17 protein-coding genes are annotated in these 16,255 nt (G+C 68.9%); 11 read left to right on the forward strand and 6 right to left on the reverse strand.

The genetic code is table 11. The features are described 5' to 3' along the window. Window positions 1-70 precede the first annotated feature (70 nt). Together Verru16B_RS05205 and Verru16B_RS05210 are read right to left on the reverse strand one after the other, a co-directional pair. Entirely contained in the window at window positions 71-2,446 is a 2,376-nt protein-coding gene (locus Verru16B_RS05205; RefSeq protein ID WP_069961295.1) for an ATP-binding protein, read from the reverse strand. Next, the gene (locus Verru16B_RS05210; protein ID WP_069961296.1) at window positions 2,443-2,994 is read right to left on the reverse strand and encodes a heme NO-binding domain-containing protein; all 552 of its coding nucleotides are present in this window, start codon (window positions 2,992-2,994) and stop codon (window positions 2,443-2,445) included. Before Verru16B_RS05210 ends, Verru16B_RS05205 begins: the two co-directional genes overlap by 4 nt. A gap of 142 nt (window positions 2,995-3,136) precedes the next feature. Here Verru16B_RS05210 and Verru16B_RS05215 point away from each other — a divergent pair, with 142 nt between their 5' ends. After that, the gene (locus Verru16B_RS05215) at window positions 3,137-4,138 is read left to right on the forward strand and encodes a zinc-binding dehydrogenase (protein WP_069961297.1); all 1,002 of its coding nucleotides are present in this window, start codon (window positions 3,137-3,139) and stop codon (window positions 4,136-4,138) included. Here the strand turns inward: Verru16B_RS05215 and Verru16B_RS05220 are convergent. Further along, entirely contained in the window at window positions 4,128-4,550 is a 423-nt protein-coding gene (locus Verru16B_RS05220; protein WP_069963609.1) for a hypothetical protein, read from the reverse strand. The two genes, Verru16B_RS05215 and Verru16B_RS05220, sit on opposite strands and share 11 nt — an antisense overlap. A gap of 118 nt (window positions 4,551-4,668) precedes the next feature. On the opposite strand from Verru16B_RS05220, the gene Verru16B_RS05225 reads away from it, so the two are divergent. Genes Verru16B_RS05225 through Verru16B_RS05245 form a run of 5 tightly spaced genes read left to right on the forward strand, consistent with a single transcriptional unit; the run spans window position 4,669 to window position 8,314 of the window. Next, entirely contained in the window at window positions 4,669-5,106 is a 438-nt protein-coding gene (locus Verru16B_RS05225; protein ID WP_157772231.1) for a DUF1232 domain-containing protein, read from the forward strand. Between the two features lie 10 nt (window positions 5,107-5,116). Next, window positions 5,117-6,130, forward strand: coding sequence for a TerC family protein (locus Verru16B_RS05230; protein ID WP_069961299.1), 1,014 nt, complete (start codon window positions 5,117-5,119; stop codon window positions 6,128-6,130). Window positions 6,131-6,136: 6 nt separating this feature from the next. Next, window positions 6,137-6,988: an ion transporter gene (locus tag Verru16B_RS05235; RefSeq protein WP_069961300.1), complete on the forward strand. Its 852-nt coding sequence runs from the start codon at window positions 6,137-6,139 to the stop codon at window positions 6,986-6,988. Between the two features lie 24 nt (window positions 6,989-7,012). After that, window positions 7,013-8,008 carry a sodium-dependent bicarbonate transport family permease gene (locus tag Verru16B_RS05240; protein WP_069961301.1) on the forward strand — a complete coding sequence of 332 codons (996 nt, stop codon included), beginning with the start codon at window positions 7,013-7,015 and terminating at the stop codon, window positions 8,006-8,008. A 3-nt stretch (window positions 8,009-8,011) separates the two neighbouring features. Next, window positions 8,012-8,314 carry a P-II family nitrogen regulator gene (locus Verru16B_RS05245; protein ID WP_069961302.1) on the forward strand — a complete coding sequence of 101 codons (303 nt, stop codon included), beginning with the start codon at window positions 8,012-8,014 and terminating at the stop codon, window positions 8,312-8,314. Here Verru16B_RS05245 and Verru16B_RS05250 read toward each other — a convergent pair. From Verru16B_RS05250 to queC, 3 genes are read right to left on the reverse strand one after another with little or no spacing between them, the layout of a single operon-like run. Then, window positions 8,311-8,958 carry an exopolysaccharide biosynthesis protein gene (locus tag Verru16B_RS05250; RefSeq protein ID WP_069961303.1) on the reverse strand — a complete coding sequence of 216 codons (648 nt, stop codon included), beginning with the start codon at window positions 8,956-8,958 and terminating at the stop codon, window positions 8,311-8,313. The genes Verru16B_RS05245 and Verru16B_RS05250 overlap by 4 nt on opposite strands. Continuing rightward, a complete protein-coding gene (locus Verru16B_RS05255; protein WP_069961304.1) occupies window positions 8,955-9,647 on the reverse strand; it encodes a 7-carboxy-7-deazaguanine synthase QueE in 693 nt (230 codons plus the stop codon). Before Verru16B_RS05255 ends, Verru16B_RS05250 begins: the two co-directional genes overlap by 4 nt. A gap of 48 nt (window positions 9,648-9,695) precedes the next feature. Further along, window positions 9,696-10,385, reverse strand: a complete 690-nt coding sequence (queC, locus tag Verru16B_RS05260; protein WP_069961305.1) for a 7-cyano-7-deazaguanine synthase QueC — start codon at window positions 10,383-10,385, stop codon at window positions 9,696-9,698. Between the two features lie 113 nt (window positions 10,386-10,498). Here queC and Verru16B_RS05265 point away from each other — a divergent pair, with 113 nt between their 5' ends. The 5 genes from Verru16B_RS05265 to Verru16B_RS05285 all read left to right on the forward strand — a co-directional run bounded on the left by Verru16B_RS05265 (window position 10,499) and on the right by Verru16B_RS05285 (window position 16,224). Next, on the forward strand, window positions 10,499-11,188 hold the full coding sequence (locus Verru16B_RS05265) for a glycerophosphodiester phosphodiesterase (RefSeq protein WP_069961306.1): 690 nt from the start codon (window positions 10,499-10,501) through the stop codon (window positions 11,186-11,188). A 45-nt stretch (window positions 11,189-11,233) separates the two neighbouring features. Continuing rightward, window positions 11,234-12,091 carry a histone deacetylase family protein gene (locus tag Verru16B_RS05270; RefSeq protein ID WP_069961307.1) on the forward strand — a complete coding sequence of 286 codons (858 nt, stop codon included), beginning with the start codon at window positions 11,234-11,236 and terminating at the stop codon, window positions 12,089-12,091. A 7-nt stretch (window positions 12,092-12,098) separates the two neighbouring features. Continuing rightward, window positions 12,099-13,211, forward strand: coding sequence for a ribonuclease D (locus tag Verru16B_RS05275; protein ID WP_069961308.1), 1,113 nt, complete (start codon window positions 12,099-12,101; stop codon window positions 13,209-13,211). A 33-nt stretch (window positions 13,212-13,244) separates the two neighbouring features. Continuing rightward, window positions 13,245-15,026, forward strand: coding sequence for a fatty acid CoA ligase family protein (locus tag Verru16B_RS05280; protein ID WP_237023471.1), 1,782 nt, complete (start codon window positions 13,245-13,247; stop codon window positions 15,024-15,026). A gap of 100 nt (window positions 15,027-15,126) precedes the next feature. Beyond that, a complete protein-coding gene (locus tag Verru16B_RS05285; RefSeq protein WP_237023472.1) occupies window positions 15,127-16,224 on the forward strand; it encodes an NAD-dependent epimerase/dehydratase family protein in 1,098 nt (365 codons plus the stop codon). Window positions 16,225-16,255 lie beyond the last annotated feature (31 nt).

Raw genomic sequence — 16,255 nt, forward strand, 5'->3', positions numbered from 1 at the left:
CGGCCTAGAAAATCCCGGCACGGCCGGACCGGTTCAAGCGCATACCGTGCCACAAGCAAGTTTGCGCGATTTATGCCAACCTTTGCGCAGGGCCGTCTTGGCGCAGCGGGGCCGGGCCGGACCGGACCGCGACCACCTGATCCAGGCAGGCCGCCAGCTCGCTGAGCATGACGGGTTTACTCAGGTAGGCGCTGGCGCCGGCGGCGATACAGCGGTCCCGGTCGCCATTCATGGCCATGGCCGTGAGCGCAATGATGGGGATATGCGCCACTTGGGGGTCGGCGCGGATCCGGCGAATGGCTTCCAACCCGTCGACGCCCGGCATCTGCACATCCATGACGATGATATCCGGGCACAGGGCCGTGGCCATCTGCACCGCCTCCTCGCCTTGGGTGGCGAGCGAGGTCCGGTAACCCTGGGCCTGCAGGTAACCCAGCAGCATCTTCTGGTTCGCTTCGTTGTCTTCGGCCACCAACACATGGATCGCCCCGTTGGGCACCCGGGGACGGGCCGCCGGCGCCGGGACCTGACCCGGCGTCACCGCGATCGGCGGGTGGCTGAACCGGACCTGGGGCAAAAACACGCTGAACCGGCTGCCTTGCCCGGGCTCGCTGTCGAGGCTGAGCGTCCCGCCGTGCATCGCCACCATGCGGCGCACCAAGGCGAGACCGAGGCCGGTCCCCTCGTAGCGCCGGGCCAGCCGGCTGTCGATCTGCTCAAACGGCTGGAAGATGCGGTCGAAATCCGCCCGGGCGATGCCGATGCCGGTGTCCCACACGGTGAACCGCACCCCGCCGGCCACCGGGTCCGCGACGACCTCCAGGCCCACGCGGCCGCCCTCCGGCGTGAACTTCACCGCGTTGCTCAGGAGATTCACCAGGACCTGCTTCAACCGGCGGTGGTCCGCCTGGACGGTCTCCAGCGTGGGATCGACGGTGCAGGTCAGCTCCAGCTTCTTGCGCATCGCCTGCTCCCGCACGAAGCGCACGCTTGACTGCGCCGCGGGCTCGATCGGCACCTCCTCAACCTGCAGGTCCAGCTTCCCGGCCTCGATCTTGGAGAGGTCGAGGATGTCGTTGATCAGCGCCAGCAGGTGGCGGCCGCTTTCCTCGACAATCCCCATCATCTCGAGCTGCGACGCATTCAGCGGGCCGTGCAACTGGTCCCGCATGACCTCCGCCATGCCCAGTACCGCGTTCAGCGGCGTGCGCAGCTCGTGGCTCATCGCGGCCAGGAACTCGTCCTTCAGCCGGGCGGCCCGCGACAGGTCCGCGTTGGCCAGCTCGGTGGCATCGCGCGCCGCGCGTAGGCTGTGCTCGGCCTCCTGCTGGCGGGTGACATCCTCCTGGACGCCGATGTAGTGGGTCAGCAAACCGGTGGGATCGCGCACCGGCGCCACCGTCAGCTGGTTCCAGAAGCTGGTGCCGTCCTTGCGGTAGTTCTTGATCGTGACGTTGACCGGCTGACCCGTGCGGATGGCATCGCGCAAGGCGCCGACGGTTTCCGTGTCGGTGTCGTCGCCCTGGAGAAACTTGCAGTTCCGACCCATCACCTCGTCGGCCTGATAGCCGGTGAGGCGCTCGAACGCCGGGTTGCAGTAGATGATGGGCCAGTTCGGCTGCAGGGCGTCCGCGATCACGATGCCATTGGCCGCCGCGTTGAGCGCGCGGTTGTGCACCTGGAGCGCCTGCTGCATGCGGCGCTGCTCTTCCACCCGTTCGTTCAGGGCCTGCACCGTCTTGGAGAGCGTCTCGGTCCGCTCGCGCACCTTCTCCTCCAGCGCGACCTGCACCCGCTGGCGCTCCCGATCCAGCCAGTGGCGCGCGAAGATCCGGTTGATCTGCGAAGTGACCTGCGGGATCAGGCCCAGCATCGGCTCGTCCGGCGCATGCCGCCGGATGGAAAACAACTCGATGACCGCCATGCCGCCCACGCTCGGCGTGACCGGGAAGGCGTAACCGCACACCAGCCCGCAGGCCTGCGCCGCCTCCGCGCGGGGAAAATTGCATTCATCCGCCAGCGAGGTCAGCAGCAGCGGCTCACCGCGCGCCATGACCTGGCCCGGCAAACCGGCGCCCCGCCGCAGGGTCAGCTCCCCGGTGCGCGCCTGGAAGGTCCGGCAGCGGCCCGGGTTGGCCTCGTACCACAGTCCCAGGGGCACCAGCGTATCCGTGCCGGGTTCGTTCACGTACACGTGGCCCAGCTCCCAGCCGCCGAACTCCCCGAGCTGCTGCAGGACGGAGGCCACCGCCGAGGTGAGCGTGGCGCTGGAATTGGCGGCGGAGGTGATCGCCGCCAGCAGCGCGAGTTCCGCCTGCCGGTCGTACAGGGCCCGCGTGCCCTGCTCGGCCAGTTGCTCGGCCTGCTCGCGGCTGAGCCGTTCCCGCTCCAGCTGCCGGCGCAACAGGGCGATCTCCTCCCGCAGCAACTCCCCCTCGGCACTCATGCGCCCCCCGCTGGCGCGAACCGGATGCGGAGCTCGCACTGCGGGTCGCCGCGGTGCATGCACTGGGTGTGGTCGATTGTGGCGCTCTCGCCAAAGTGGTCCGCCGCGCCGAGCAAAAGGCCCTCGGCGAAGCTGCACATCTTCCGTTTCGACCGGTAATGCATCACCAGCACCTCCGGCGAGGAGGTGTCGAAGTCAAAGTTGGGGACGTCGGCGCCGGGATACATCTTGCGCACCTCGGGATGGATCACGCTGTTCAGCGTCAGCACAAAGCTTCGCGCGTCGGTGTGCGGCGTGAACACCCGGGCGTAATGCTGGGCCAGCAGCGGGATCGCCCCGCGCCCGAACCACCGCACGATGTCGTTCGGTGGGAGGCCGAGCTGGCGCGAGGCGGCGCCGACGATCTTGAACAATTCCGCGTCCTCATAGCTCCCGAGCGAGGTGTACGCGCCCTGCAGCCCCGCCTCGGTCAACAGCGCGTCCCAGGTTTTTTCGCCGTATTGCTGGGCGACCACCTGGTGGAGGAGATGGAATACGATGCCTTTCATGGGAAAATGCGGGGCTGGCACCAGTGGATGCCGTGAGTCCAGCCCGTGGTCAACGACCCAAACCCCGCCCGCTTGAGGGGAAAATTACGGCCGGGGCCAAGACCCGGTTGTCTTTGGCCCCGCGGGCGGTAGCGTCCCCGCCATGCAAGCCGCCCTCCTTCGCGCCACGAATGAACCCGTCACCGTGCAACCGGCCCCCGATCCGGTCCCCGCCGCCGGCCAGGCCGTGGTCCGGCTCCGCGCCGCCGCCCTCAACCACCGCGACCTGTGGATCCAGCTCGGCCAGTATGCCGGCATCAAGCTGCCGCTGATTCCCGGTTCCGATGGCGCGGGGGTGGTGACGGCTGTCGGCGCCCCCGGCGACGACGCCTGGTCCGGCCGCGAGGTCATCATCAATCCCTCCCTCGACTGGGGCGACGACCCGCGTACGCAGGGCCCGGGTTTCCGCATCCTCGGCCTGCCCGACGCCGGCACCTTCGCGGAACAGATCGCCATCCCGGTGGCCAACCTCGCCTCCAAGCCCGCCCACCTCACCTGGGAGCAGGCGGCCGCCCTGCCGCTCGCCGGGCTCACGGCCTGGCGCGCGCTGTTCACCCGCGCCGGCCTGCAGTCCGGCGAAAAAATCCTCATCACCGGCATCGGTGGCGGCGCCGCCCTGTTCGCGCTGCAGTTCGCCGTGGCGGCCGGCGCCCAGGTGTGGGTCACGTCCAGCTCGCCCGAAAAAATCGCCCGGGCCCAAACCCTGGGCGCGGCCGGCGGGGTCAATTACCGGGACACCGACTGGCCCGCGACTCTCACCCGCGCGGCGGGAGGGCCGTTCGACGTCGTCCTCGACAGCGCCGGCGGCGCGGGCTTCGGGCCGCTGATCGAGCTCGTGCGGCCCGGCGGCCGCCTCGTCTTCTTCGGCGCGACCACGGGCCAACCCCCGGGGCTCGACCTCCGCAAATGTTTCTTCCGCCAGCTCACCCTGCTCGGCACCACCATGGGCTCGCCGGCTGACTTCGCGGGCATGACGGCGTTCGTGGCGCGACACCGGATCGTGCCCGTCGTCGACCGCGTGTTTCCCCTGGCGGAGACGGACCAGGCCCTCCGCCACATGGCCGCGGGGGCGCAGTTCGGCAAGATCGTGCTCGCTACGGGATGAGGAGCAGCAGCAGGACCACCCGGGCCGTCCATGCGCCCGTCCGCAGCCAGTTGCTGAGCACGAGCCGGCGGTGGGTCGCGGCCTCATAACCCGCCGCCAGCCGGCGATGCCGCGGCACCTGCAGGGCCGCCGTGGATATCCAGGCGACGGCCAGCAGGACGAGGGAGCCGAGGAAGACCGGGCCGCGCAGGCCCCCCAGCCAGAGGGCCGCAGCCGTCCCCAGCTCGGCCAGCATCAGCGGCAGGACCACGAGGCTGATGCGCGTGGCATAACGCCGGTGATAGGCGACGAATTCGGCCGGCGCCACCGCCCCAAACAAGGGGTACACGGCCAGCTGCACCACCCAGAGCACCCCCGCCATGGCCGCCGTGAAGGCCAGGTGGGCGGGGAGGAGGGCAGCGGGATCAGGCATCCCGCTGGTACGCTTGCCCCGCCCGGCCGGGCGCATGGAAAAGTGGCCGGCCTTTGCAATCCAGTCCGGCTTGTTCGCGGCCCGTCCTCCGCTTTTCTCCGCGGGAACCAAAACATCCATGAGCCAACCCGCCCCCTCTCTCGATCACTACCTCTCCACCCTGGGCGCACCCGGGCGTGAGGCCCCGCCCAGCGTCCACCTCGAGCGCGGCGCCGCCTGCGTGCAGCCCGCCGATCTGGCGCGCCTCCGGCGCATGCTGCCGGCCCTCCGCTCCAAGACCGCGCGGATCACCGATTCCACCGTCCTGCCGCGGCGCCTGGCCATCCTGATGCAATTCGTGGCCGAATCATCCCCCGCGGAGGACTCGCCGGTCCTGCGTGAGGCCGCCTTCGCCCTCTTCTACTTTCTCAAGGGCTACGACCTGATCCCCGACACCGTGCCGGAGATCGGCCTGCTCGATGACGCGCTGCTGGTGGAGACCGTCTTCCGGCGCCATGCCCCCGAACTGCGGGCCCACTGGGCCGCCCGGGGCCGGGTCTGGGCGGAAAACATCTGAGACACCTTTCATGACCTATATATCTCTCTTCCCCTTCGCCGACTACTGGTGGTTCTACGGCCTGTTCACGCTCTTTGTGCTGGGCATGCTGGCCCTCGACCTCGGCGTCTTCCACCGCGACGCCCACGTGGTGGGTTTCAAGGAGGCCCTCGGCTGGAGCGTGTTCTGGATCAGCCTCGCGCTGGTCTTCGGCTACGGGCTCTACCAGTACGGACTGTATAAGTTCCCGCTCGATCCCCGCCTGGCCGGCCTCGACCACGCCGCGCTCGCGCGCCAGACCGGACTCGAATACCTGACCGGCTTCGTCGTCGAGAAATCCCTGTCGGTGGACAACATCTTCGTGTTCGTGGTGATCTTCACCTACTTCGGCGTGCCCGCGAAGTACCAGCACCGGGTCCTCTTCTACGGCATCCTCGGCGCCCTGATCTTCCGGATCATCTTCATCAGCCTCGGCGCGGCGCTGATGCAGTTCCACTGGGTCATCTGGCTCTTCGGCGGTTTCCTCATCCTGACCGGCCTGAAGATCCTCTTCGCCCCGGAAAAACCCATGGATCCCGAGAAGAACCCGGTGATCCGGCTCCTCCGCAAACTGGTCCCGGTGACGCCGAACCTGCACGGGCAGAGCTTCCTGACCAAGATTGACGGGGTCTGGCACGCGACCCCGCTCTTCGTGTGTCTGGTCTTCATGGAGCTGACCGACATCGTCTTCGCGGTCGACTCGGTGCCGGCGATCTTCGCCCTGACGAAGGAGCCGCTGATCGTTTTCACGTCGAATGTCTTCGCGATCCTCGGCCTGCGGGCGCTGTTCTTCCTGCTCGCGGGGGTGATGCACAAGTTCCGCTTCCTCAAGTACGGCCTCGGCCTGATCCTGGTCTTCGTCGGCCTGAAGATGGTGTGGCTGAACGAGGCCTTCGGCGGCAAGTTCCCGATCACCTGGTCGCTGGGCATCATCGGCGCGCTCCTGACCGCCTCCATCGTGGCCTCCCTGGCCATCCCGGTCCGGTCCGCCCCCGCGAAAAGCTGAGCCGGCATGGTCGCACTCGCCCACCGTCTGGTCGCCCACCGGGTTTTCCAAGGGTTCATCATTGGCGTCATCCTCCTCGCCGGCGTGCTGGCCGGCGTGGAGACGGATCCCGCGTTGGTGACCGCATGGTCGCCGTGGCTGCACTGGCTCAACCGGGCGATCCTCGCGGTCTTCACGTTGGAAATCCTGCTCAAGCTCACCGCCTGCGGGCGCGAGCCGCGGCGGTATTTTGCCGACGGCTGGAATGTGTTCGACTGCCTGATCGTCGCGCTCTGCTTCCTGCCCGCCGCCGGGCCCTTCGCCGCCGTGCTGCGCCTGTCCCGGGTGCTCCGTCTGCTCCGGCTGGTGAGTGCGCTGCCGAAGCTCCAGCTGCTCGTCGGCGCCCTGTTGAAGAGCCTGTCGGCGATGGGTTACGTTTCGCTCCTGCTGGCCCTGATGTTTTATGTGTACGCCGTCGCCGGCGTCCACCTGTTTGGCCAGGCCGACCCGGCGGATTTCGGTTCGCTGCCCGCGGCCTTGTTCACCCTTTTCCGCGTGGTCACGCTCGACAACTGGGGGGATGCGTTTGAGCGCGTCGCGACGGCCGTGCCTGGCCTCGTGGTGACGTTGTACTTCGTCACCTTCATCGTGCTCGGCACGATGATCATCCTGAATCTCTTCATCGGCATCGTCATGAACAGCATGGCGGAGATGCATCGGGAGCTGGAGGAGAATCGGGCACCGGCCGCACCGGCCGCCACCGTGACGGCGGCCCTGGACGCGGTGGAGACCCAGCTGGCTGCCTTGCAGCGTCAGGTGCGGGCGGCCCGCGTTGACGCGGGGCGTTTGGTCCCACCCACGCCGGGCGCAACCGACTGAGTCCCCTGCACCCGCCCGCTCCCGATGACCCTGCTCGACGCCGTCCAAGCCAACCTGCTCTCGCCCGCGGTGCTGTTTTTCGCGCTGGGGGTCTTCGCCGCCGTCGTGCGCAGCGACCTGCGTTTTCCCGAGCCGCTCTATGCGGGTCTGACGATCTACCTGCTCGTGGCCATCGGCTTCAAGGGCGGCGTCGCCCTCGCCGAGGCCGGACTCGCCCGCGTCTGGCTGCCGGCGCTCGCGGCGATGGCCCTGGGCGCCCTGATTCCCTTCTGGACGTACCCGGTGCTGCGCCGGGTCGGCCGGCTGGCCGCGGTCGATGCCGCGGCCATCGCCGCGCACTATGGCTCGGTGAGCGCCGTCACGTTCATTGCCGCCACCAACTACCTGCAGGCCGTCGGCCAACCCTACGAAAGTTACGCCAGCGCCTTCCTGGCGGTGATGGAATCCCCCGCCATCCTCGTCGGCGTCGTGCTGGGCCGGCTCGCCAGCCCACGCGCCGCCGGGGTGGCCCCCAGCCCCGGAGGGGACGCCTCGCTCCGCGCCGTCGTGCACGAGGCGCTCTGCGGCCGCAGCGTGCTGCTGCTGGTCGGTTCACTCGTGGTGGGCGTGCTCTGCGGCCCGGCGGGCATGGCCAAGGTCGAACCGTTTTTCGTCACCCCTTTCCAGGGGGTGCTCGCGTTGTTTTTGCTGGAGATGGGCCTGGTCGCCGGCCGGCGCTTGGGTGATCTCCGCAAGGTCGGGGCCTTCCTGCTGGCGTTCGGCATGCTGGTGCCCCTCGTCAACGGTGCGCTCGGCGTGTGGGTGGGGCAGGCGACCGGGCTCGGGCTGGGTGGCGCCACGCTGCTCGGGGTGCTGGCAGCCAGCGCCTCCTACATCGCCGCGCCCGCGGCGATCCGCGTCTCGCTCCCCGATGCGAATCCCACGCTCTACCTCACGGCCTCACTGGCCATCACCTTCCCGTTCAACCTCACCCTGGGCATACCCTACTGTCATGCCCTGGCGCGCTGGCTGTACGCCTGACCCATGCAAACCCACGCGATGAAGCTCCTCACCATCGTCTGCGAGGCCCACGCCCGCGGGCCCGTGCTCGATCTGCTGCGCTCGGCCGGGGCGCACGGCTGGACCCTGTTTCCCGTCGAGGGCGAAGGCGCCGGCGGCGGCCGGCCGGCCGACATCCCCGAGTTCACCAACCTGCAGATCCAGGTCGTCGTGCGCGCCGACGTCGCCGACGTCCTGCTGGATCGTCTCGGCGCGGAATTCTTCCCGCGCTACGCCATGATCGCCTTCGCCGCCGACGTGCAGGTGCTCCGCGGCGACAAGTTCTAGCCGCGCACCCACTGGATCAGCGACTGCACCAGCGCCGTCGCGGCCTCACCGAGGAAGATGAAGAAAAACACCCCGCCCACAAAGACCACGTAGCCGGCCAGGATGAAGAAGCCGTCGCGCTCCAGCAGCCCGGCGGCGAGCAGCAGGATCGTCCAGGCGGGAAAACTGTTGCTGAACGGGATCGGCAGCGGGAGCAGGAGCGCCAGGGCCGCGAGCAGCATCAGCAGCGCGTGCAACTGGGCCAGCAGCGGCGTGTCGATCAGGAACGTGAGCCGCGGCCGGAGGAATTTCTCGAGGAAACGCAGCAGCTTCTCGGACACGCCGAACACTTTGCCGATGAACCCCGCCGGCAGTTCCTTGCGCTGGAGTTTCTTGGACAGCAACGGCCGCTGCCCGAGGGAAAGCCGCAGGGCGATCAGCGCGATCGCCAGGCCGAACGGCGTGGAGAGGCCCGGCAGCGGGATCGGGGTGATGAACGGGATCGAGAGCACCAGCACCAGCAGCAGGTAGGCGCGCCCGCCCAGCGTCTGGATGACCTCGCGGAGCGTGACCGCCCGTTCGCCGGCGCGGAGGCGCAACTCCGCCAGTTCCTCGGAGAGCTTGCGGGGCGCGAGGCGGTTGACCGGGCGGAGGCGGATTTTCATGTGCCCCGCCTGTTGCCGTAGAGCTCGATGTGCAGCCGCGGGGCGTAACGATAGCCGCGCGCCTTGCAGACCTCGCCCAGCCAGCCGGCGCGCGACCGCAGGGCCTCGATCGTCACTCCCTCCGGCATGAGCAACACCTTGCTGGGCGGGATGGCCGTGTCGGTCTCGCGCAACATCCCCTCGAGCTCCGTCACATCCGCCTCGCTGCTCACCACGAATTTCAACTGGTAGTCCTGGCACGCCATCCACGCCGTCACCACGGCGGGCTGCCAGCGCAGCTCCTCGTGTTTCCGCCGCCAGGTGTCATCGAGCCGGGCATCGGGGGCGGAGTGCTTGAGCTTGGGACTGATCGACGCCAGGTCGCAGGCGATGCCGCGCGGCAGGATCGTGCCGGCGGTCTCGATCGTGATATGATAGCCCCTTTCCTGCAGCTGGAAGGCCAGCTCATGGATGCCCGGCGCCACCATCGGCTCGCCGCCGGTCAGCACCACGTGTTTCGCCGGATGCCGCGTCACCTCGGCGAGGATCGCTTCCACTTCCATCGGCGTGCCCTCCGGCTGCCACGACGCATAGGGCGTGTCACACCAGTTGCAGCGCAGGTTGCACCCGCTGGTGCGCACAAAGACCGACGGCACGCCCATCAGCTCGCCCTCACCCTGCAGGGAATAGAAGATTTCGGAGATCAGCATGTGCTGGGTAAAGTTTCTCTCATCTAGGTCCGATAGGGCGCAGAGGGCCTATGTTTTTCCCGGCCCCGCGGGCAACGGCGGCGTGGCCTCATACTCCGTGGGATCCACCAGCCCCGCCTGCTGGAAGGCCTCGCGGCGTTCGACGCACGTGCCGCACTTGCCGCAGTGGATCTCGCCGCCCTTGTAGCACGACCAGGTGCGCCCGAAATCCACGCCCAGCCGCGCGCCCTCGGCGGCGATCTGCCCCTTGGTCAGCGCGATGAAGGGCCGGAGCAGCTGGATGCCGGCATAGGTGCCGCACCGCAGGGCCTCGCCCATCGCCGCCATGAAATTCTCGCGGCAATCCGGATAGATCGTGTGGTCCCCCGTGTGCGCCGCGATCACGAGACCCTCCGCCTCGGCGCTCTCGGCAAAACCCGCGGCCGCCGCCAGCATGATCCCGTTCCGGAACGGCACCACCGTGCGCTTCATGTTGTCGTCCGCATAGTGCCCCTCCGGGATGTCGCCGCCGGACTGCAGCAGGTCCGACGCGAACAGCTGCCCGATGAAGTCCAGCCGGATGATCCGGTGCGGCACGCCGAGGATCCGGGCCTGCTCGGCGGCGAGCGGGATCTCCCGGTGGTTGTGCTTGGACCCGTAGTCGAAGCTCAGCGCCGCCCGGACGTCATGGTGCGCCCGCGCCCAATGGAGCGCGGCCACCGAATCCATCCCGCCGGAACACAAGACGACGACTTTCATGGATAAACTTTGGCCACAAAAGGCGCAAAAGGCACAGAAATAAAAACCGCCTTCCCCTGCGCCCACGGGATTCCGGGTTGGCTTGGCCGCTTTTTGCGCCTTTTGTACCCCTTGTGGCCCCGCCCCTCATCTTCGCCCACCGCGGCGCCTCGGCCGAGTTGCCGGAGAACACCCTCGCCGCCTTCCGCCGGGCGATCGCCTTGGAGGCCGACGGCATCGAGCTCGACGTGCAGGTCACCCGGGACGGGGTGCCGGTGGTCTTCCACGACACCTCGTTGCGCCGCCTCACCGGCACCCCGGGCCACCCCGCCCGCAAAACTTGGGCGGAACTGCGCCGCCTCACGATCCACGGCCGCGAGCCCATCCCACGGCTGGCCGACGTGCTCCGCCTCACCCGCGGGCTGGTGGTCGTCCAAATCGAGCTAAAATCCGGTCCGGTCGCCCCGGTTATCCGGGCCATCCGGTCCGCCCGTGCGGAGCAATGGGTGATCCTGGCCTCCTTCCACGCCCGGCTGGTGGCCGAGGCACGGACCCTCGCCCCCGCCATCCCGCGCATGCTGATCTCCGAGGGCCGGTCCGCCCCGGCCACCCTCGTCCGCCACCTCGCCGCGTGTGGGGCGGGCGGGCTCAGCGTCAGCCACCGGGCCATCCGGTCCGCCGCGTGGGTCGGCCATTTTCATGCCCGCGGTTACGCCGTCTGGTCCTGGACCGTGAACGATCCCGCCCTGGCGGCCCGGCTGGCCGGGTGGGGGGTAGACGCCCTGCTCGGCGACGATCCGGCCTTGCTGAAAAGCGCGGTTTAGTACTCTTTGGGGACAGTTCCCATCGTCCGTAGGCGGACACCTTTGATGACCATTGTTCACGATCCCCAATGCGCTGATTACGGCTCCTCGATGCGCCCCGAGCAGCCGGCCCGGATCCTCCGCAGTCACGCCCACCTTCAGGCCGCCCATCCCACCTGGACCTGGCGCCTCCCGACCCCCGCGCCCGAGGAGATCCTCGCCTTGGCCCATCCCCCGGCCCTGCTGCAACGCCTCGGCCACGGCCCCGACCTCGACGAGGACACCCCGTATTTCCCCGGCATCCGTGAACACGCCTGTCGCGCCGCCGGCGCGGCCCTGAAGGCGGCACAGCTCGCCCAATCCGGGGAAAAGGCCTTTTCGCTGATGCGCCCCCCGGGCCACCACGCCACGCGCACGCAGGCCATGGGGTTTTGTTACCTCAATTCGATCGCCATCGCCGCCCTCCACGTCGCGGCCGCGGGCGCCAAGGTCGCCGTCTGGGACTTCGATGCCCACCACGGCAACGGCACCGAGGACATCCTCCGCGGCCGCCCCGGCCTCTTTTTCGCCTCGGTGCACCAATATCCCGGCTACCCGGGCACCGGCACCGCCTCGGCCGGCAACATCGCCAACTTCCCCGTCGCGCCCCACACCCCGCGCGAGCAACACCTCGCCGTCCTCGCCCGGTCCTGGGAAACAGTCCAGGCCTTCCAGCCCGACCTGGTGCTCGTCTCCGCCGGCTTCGACGCCTACGTCGGCGACCCGATCACGCAAATGAGCCTCGAGACCGCGGATTTTGCCGAACTCGGCCACTGGCTCCGCCAGGGCGGCCGCCCCGCCGCCGCCATCCTCGAGGGCGGTTATAGCGCCGACCTGCCTCAATTGATTGACGCCTTCCTTTCCGCTTGGAACCTAGAACCCTGATCCCCCTTTGAACGCCCAACCGCACTACCAGTTCATCAACCAGCCTGCGCAACTCCCGCCGCTCCTCGCGGCGATCGACCGCTCCGTCGAGATCGCGATCGATACCGAGGCCGACAACCTCTTCCGCTACAAGACGCGCGTCTGCCTCCTCCAGATCCTCGCCGGCGGCGAGATCTTCCTCGTGGACCTGCTGGCCGACCTGCCGCTCGACGATCTCTGGGCCCGCCTCGCCACCAAGCCCCTCATCATGCACGGCAGCGACTACGACCTGCGCCTGCTGCACGGGCTCTGTGCCTTCCGGCCGCTGAGCCTCTTCGACACCATGTTCGCCGCCCAGCTGCTCAGCATCCCGCGCTTCGGCCTCGCCGCCCTGCTCGAGCAGAATTTCGGCGTGAAACTCGACAAGGACCACCAGAAGGCCAACTGGTCCCAGCGCCCGCTTGACCGCGACATGCTCGATTACGCCGCGCTCGACGTCCACTACCTGCTCCCCCTGCGCGACCGCCTCCGTGACGAGTTGGTCCGCCTCGGCCGCCTCGAGTGGTTCGAGCAGAAATGCCGCTGGCAGATCGAGGTCGCCCGCGACGGCTTTGCCCCGCCCGACGAGAACGACTGGCGCATCGGCGGCGCCGAGAAACTCCGCGGCCGCGGCCTGGCCATTCTCCACGCCCTCTGGCACTGGCGCGAGAGCTGGGCCGAGAAACTCAACACGCCCCCCTTCAAGGTCACCGGCAACGAGCTGCTCATGCGCCTGTCCCGCGCCGCTGAGGAGGGCGCGTCGCCCGGCGAACTGCTGCAGGTGCACCTCGGCCGCCGCCACGACCGCCTGGCCCCGTCCCTCGAGACCGCGATCCGTCGCGGTTTTGAGACGGACCCCCGCACGCTGCCCCGCCGCGAGCGCCGCCGCGACTTCGTGCCCATGACGCCGGAGGAACTCTCCCGCCAGGACCGCATCAAGGCCATCCGCGACCGCCTCGCCGCCGGCCTCACACTCGACCCGACCCTCATCGCCACCCGCACGCAGCTCGCCCTGCTGGCCCGCGACCCCGCCGGGGCCGGCAACGTCCTCCTCCCCTGGCAGGCCCAGCTCCTCACCGCCGACCCGGCCTGGAATTCCTGACTGTAGCGGCGGTCTATGCCCGCCGTTTCCTTCTTGTCCGCCTCCGCCAACATCGCCCGCCACCTCCCGCTGATGGCGACCCGCCAGCCGGACCACCCGGCGATCAAGGTCCCCCGCGGCCGGACCGGTGACGGCCGGATCGACTACCTCGCCCTCTCGTTCCGCGAGCTCGACACCGAGGTGGACGCTTGGGTGGCCCGCCTGCAGGGGCACGGCGTCCAAACCGGCGACCGCGTGCTGGTCATGGTCCGGCAGGGCCTGCCGCTCATCGCCGCCGCCTTCGCCCTCTTCAAGCTCGGCGCCGTGCCCGTGATCATTGACCCCGGCATGGGCCGGAAAAACTTCCTCGCCTGCGTCACCCGTTCCCGCCCGCGCGTCCTCCTCGGCATCCCGCTCGCCCAACTCCTGAGCCACGTTTTCCGCGCCGCCTTCAAATCCGTGGAAATCCGCGTGTGGGTGAGCGGCTCGCCCACCGCCCGCGCCGGCCGGGGAGCTCAAAACTCAAAGCTCAAATTTGAAATGGTGAGCAGCCGCGCGGCCGATTTGGCCGCGGTGCTGTTCACCAGCGGTTCCACCGGCGAACCCAAGGGCGTGTGCTACGAGCACGGCATGTTCGACGCCCAGGTGCGGCTGGTGCGCGACACCTACGGCATCCAGCCCGGCGAGGTGGACCTCCCGATGCTGCCCATCTTCGCCCTCTTCAATCCCGCGCTCGGCATGACCACCATCGTGCCCGAAATCGACCCCGCCCGCCCGGCCACGGTCGATCCGGCGAAGATCGTGCAGGCGATCCAGCAGGAGGGCGTCACCAATTCCTTCGGCTCCCCCACGCTCTGGCGGAAAATCAGCCGGCACTGCCGCGAAAAAAACGAACCCCTCCCCACGCTGCGCCGCGTCCTCATGGCCGGCGCCCCCGTCCCGCCGGCCCTCTTCGCCGACCTGCAGGTTTTGCTGCCGAACGGCACCGCCCACAGCCCGTACGGAGCCACCGAGGCTCTGCCGCTGGCCACCATCTCCGGTCCGGAAGTTGTGGGGGCAGGGCAGGGATCGGATTCACTTGGTACGTCCGCCGCAACCGCGGCGGGCGCCGGCACCTGCGTCGGCCGGCCGGTGGCGGAAATCCAGATCCGCATCATCCCGATCACCGACGGCCCGATCGTGTCACTCACCGACACCCGCGTCCTCCCGCCCGGCGAGATCGGCGAGATCATCGCCTCGGGCCCCGTGGTGACCCAAACCTACGACCAGCTGCCCGCCGCGACCACGCTGGCCAAAATCCAAACGCCAAACAACCAAAGCCAAACAAATGGCAAAACCGCCGGAACGCCGGATTCCTTTGCTGTGTCCGCGCCGGCCGGCGCGGCGTGGCATCGGCTGGGCGACCTCGGCTACCTCGACACCGCCGGCCGCCTCTGGTTCTGCGGCCGCAAGGCTGAGCGGGTGCTGACGGCCGACGGCCCGCTCTACACCGAACAGGTGGAACCGATCTTCGGCGCCCACCCGGACGTGGCCCGCGTCGCCCTGATCGGCGCCGGCCACGACCGCCGCCGGCCGGCCATTGTCGTTGAGCCGCGTTCGCGCGACGTCATCGCCACGCCCTCCCTCCGCCGCAAGCTCGTGCGCGAGCTCCGCGCCCTCGGCGCCCCACATCCGCACACGGACCGCATCCGCCTGGCCTACCTTCACCCGCACCTGCCCGTCGACGTCCGCCACAACGCCAAGATCCACCGCCTCACCCTCGCACGCTGGGCCGTCGACCAGCAGGGCTACGAAATGGATAAACGCGAGGTCCCCGTCTCCGCCCTGAAACGCTGAGTTGATTCACTGCGGATAGAGGCCGAGCCGGCTTGGGTTGGATCCGATCCCATCCGTTTCATCCGTGTCATCCGCGGTAAAAAAGGTTTTCTTTCCCGTCGTGTTCATCGTCCGCAAAAACTTTCCCGTCTTCGTCACCGGCGCCAGCGGCTTCATCGGGGGCCAGCTCGCCCGTCGTCTGCTGGCCGACGGCCGACGGGTGCGCGTGTTGTCCCGCCGGCCGCTGCCGGAACTGGAAACGCTCGGCGCCGAGGTCATCCCGGGCGATCTGCACGACCGGCACGCACTCGAGCGCGGCTGCCGCTCGGCCGAGACCGTCTTCCACGTCGCCGGCCGCGTCGGCGTGTGGGGCCCACCGGAGGATTTTTTCCGCGTCAATGTCGAGGGCACGCGCAACCTGCTCGTGGCCTGTCGCGAGGCCAAGGTCCCGCGCCTCGTCTACACCAGCTCGCCCAGCGTGGTGTATAACGGCGGCGACCTGCGCCACGTCAACGAGTCCGCCCCGCTCTGCACGCAGGCGCCGTGCGCCTACCCGACGAGCAAGGCCACCGCCGAGCGCGAGGTGCTCGCCGCCCACGGGCCCGAACTCGCCACGATCGCTTTGCGCCCGCACCTGGTGTGGGGGCCCGGCGACAAGAATGTCGTCCCCCGGATCCTCACCCTCGCCCGCGCCGGCAAGCTGAAGATCATCGGCCCCGGCCGAAACCGCGTGGACATCACCCCCATCAACAACGTCGTCGACGCCCACCTGCTGGCGGAAGGCGCGCTGCTCACGGGCAGCAGGGCGCCCTTTGGCTCAGCTGGAGCCGTGGCAACCCCGCCGCAGGCGGGCAACTCCTCAGCCAGCCGCCCGCCCCACCACCCCGGCGGCCGCGCTTACTTCATCACCAACGGCGAACCCGTGGTCCTCTGGGACTGGATCAACGAGGTGCTGCGCGGGGTGGGCATCCCGGAAATCAAATCCCACGTTCCGCTGCCCGTCGCCTACGCCGCCGGGGCCGCGCTCGAAACCGTCTGGCGGCTCACCGGCCGCGCGGGCGAGCCGCCCATGACGCGCTTCGTCGCCAAGGAAATGGCCACCGACCACTGGTTCGACATCAGTGCCGCCCGCCGCGACCTCGGCTACCACCCGCTCGTCAGTGTCACCCAGGCCACCGCCGAGCTGATCGAGCACTACAAGGCCGGAAACCCTTTCTGAGTGAGTTAAAACGCCTGATCGGCGGCCAGCT

The organism is Lacunisphaera limnophila (genome assembly GCF_001746835.1).
GTDB lineage: Bacteria > Verrucomicrobiota > Verrucomicrobiia > Opitutales > Opitutaceae > Lacunisphaera > Lacunisphaera limnophila.

Excerpts from the sequence above, each read along its gene's own strand:
- Verru16B_RS05205 (WP_069961295.1), bottom strand. The coding sequence starts at position 2,446 with ATGAGTGCCGAGGGGGAGTTGCTGCGGGAGGAGATCGCCCTGTTGCGC.
- Verru16B_RS05210 (WP_069961296.1), bottom strand. The coding sequence starts at position 2,994 with ATGAAAGGCATCGTATTCCATCTCCTCCACCAGGTGGTCGCCCAGCAA.
- Verru16B_RS05215 (WP_069961297.1), top strand. The coding sequence starts at position 3,137 with ATGCAAGCCGCCCTCCTTCGCGCCACGAATGAACCCGTCACCGTGCAA.
- Verru16B_RS05220 (WP_069963609.1), bottom strand. The coding sequence starts at position 4,550 with ATGCCTGATCCCGCTGCCCTCCTCCCCGCCCACCTGGCCTTCACGGCG.
- Verru16B_RS05225 (WP_157772231.1), top strand. The coding sequence starts at position 4,669 with ATGAGCCAACCCGCCCCCTCTCTCGATCACTACCTCTCCACCCTGGGC.
- Verru16B_RS05230 (WP_069961299.1), top strand. The coding sequence starts at position 5,117 with ATGACCTATATATCTCTCTTCCCCTTCGCCGACTACTGGTGGTTCTAC.
- Verru16B_RS05235 (WP_069961300.1), top strand. The coding sequence starts at position 6,137 with ATGGTCGCACTCGCCCACCGTCTGGTCGCCCACCGGGTTTTCCAAGGG.
- Verru16B_RS05240 (WP_069961301.1), top strand. The coding sequence starts at position 7,013 with ATGACCCTGCTCGACGCCGTCCAAGCCAACCTGCTCTCGCCCGCGGTG.
- Verru16B_RS05245 (WP_069961302.1), top strand. The coding sequence starts at position 8,012 with ATGCAAACCCACGCGATGAAGCTCCTCACCATCGTCTGCGAGGCCCAC.
- Verru16B_RS05250 (WP_069961303.1), bottom strand. The coding sequence starts at position 8,958 with ATGAAAATCCGCCTCCGCCCGGTCAACCGCCTCGCGCCCCGCAAGCTC.
- Verru16B_RS05255 (WP_069961304.1), bottom strand. The coding sequence starts at position 9,647 with ATGCTGATCTCCGAAATCTTCTATTCCCTGCAGGGTGAGGGCGAGCTG.
- queC (WP_069961305.1), bottom strand. The coding sequence starts at position 10,385 with ATGAAAGTCGTCGTCTTGTGTTCCGGCGGGATGGATTCGGTGGCCGCG.
- Verru16B_RS05270 (WP_069961307.1), top strand. The coding sequence starts at position 11,234 with ATGACCATTGTTCACGATCCCCAATGCGCTGATTACGGCTCCTCGATG.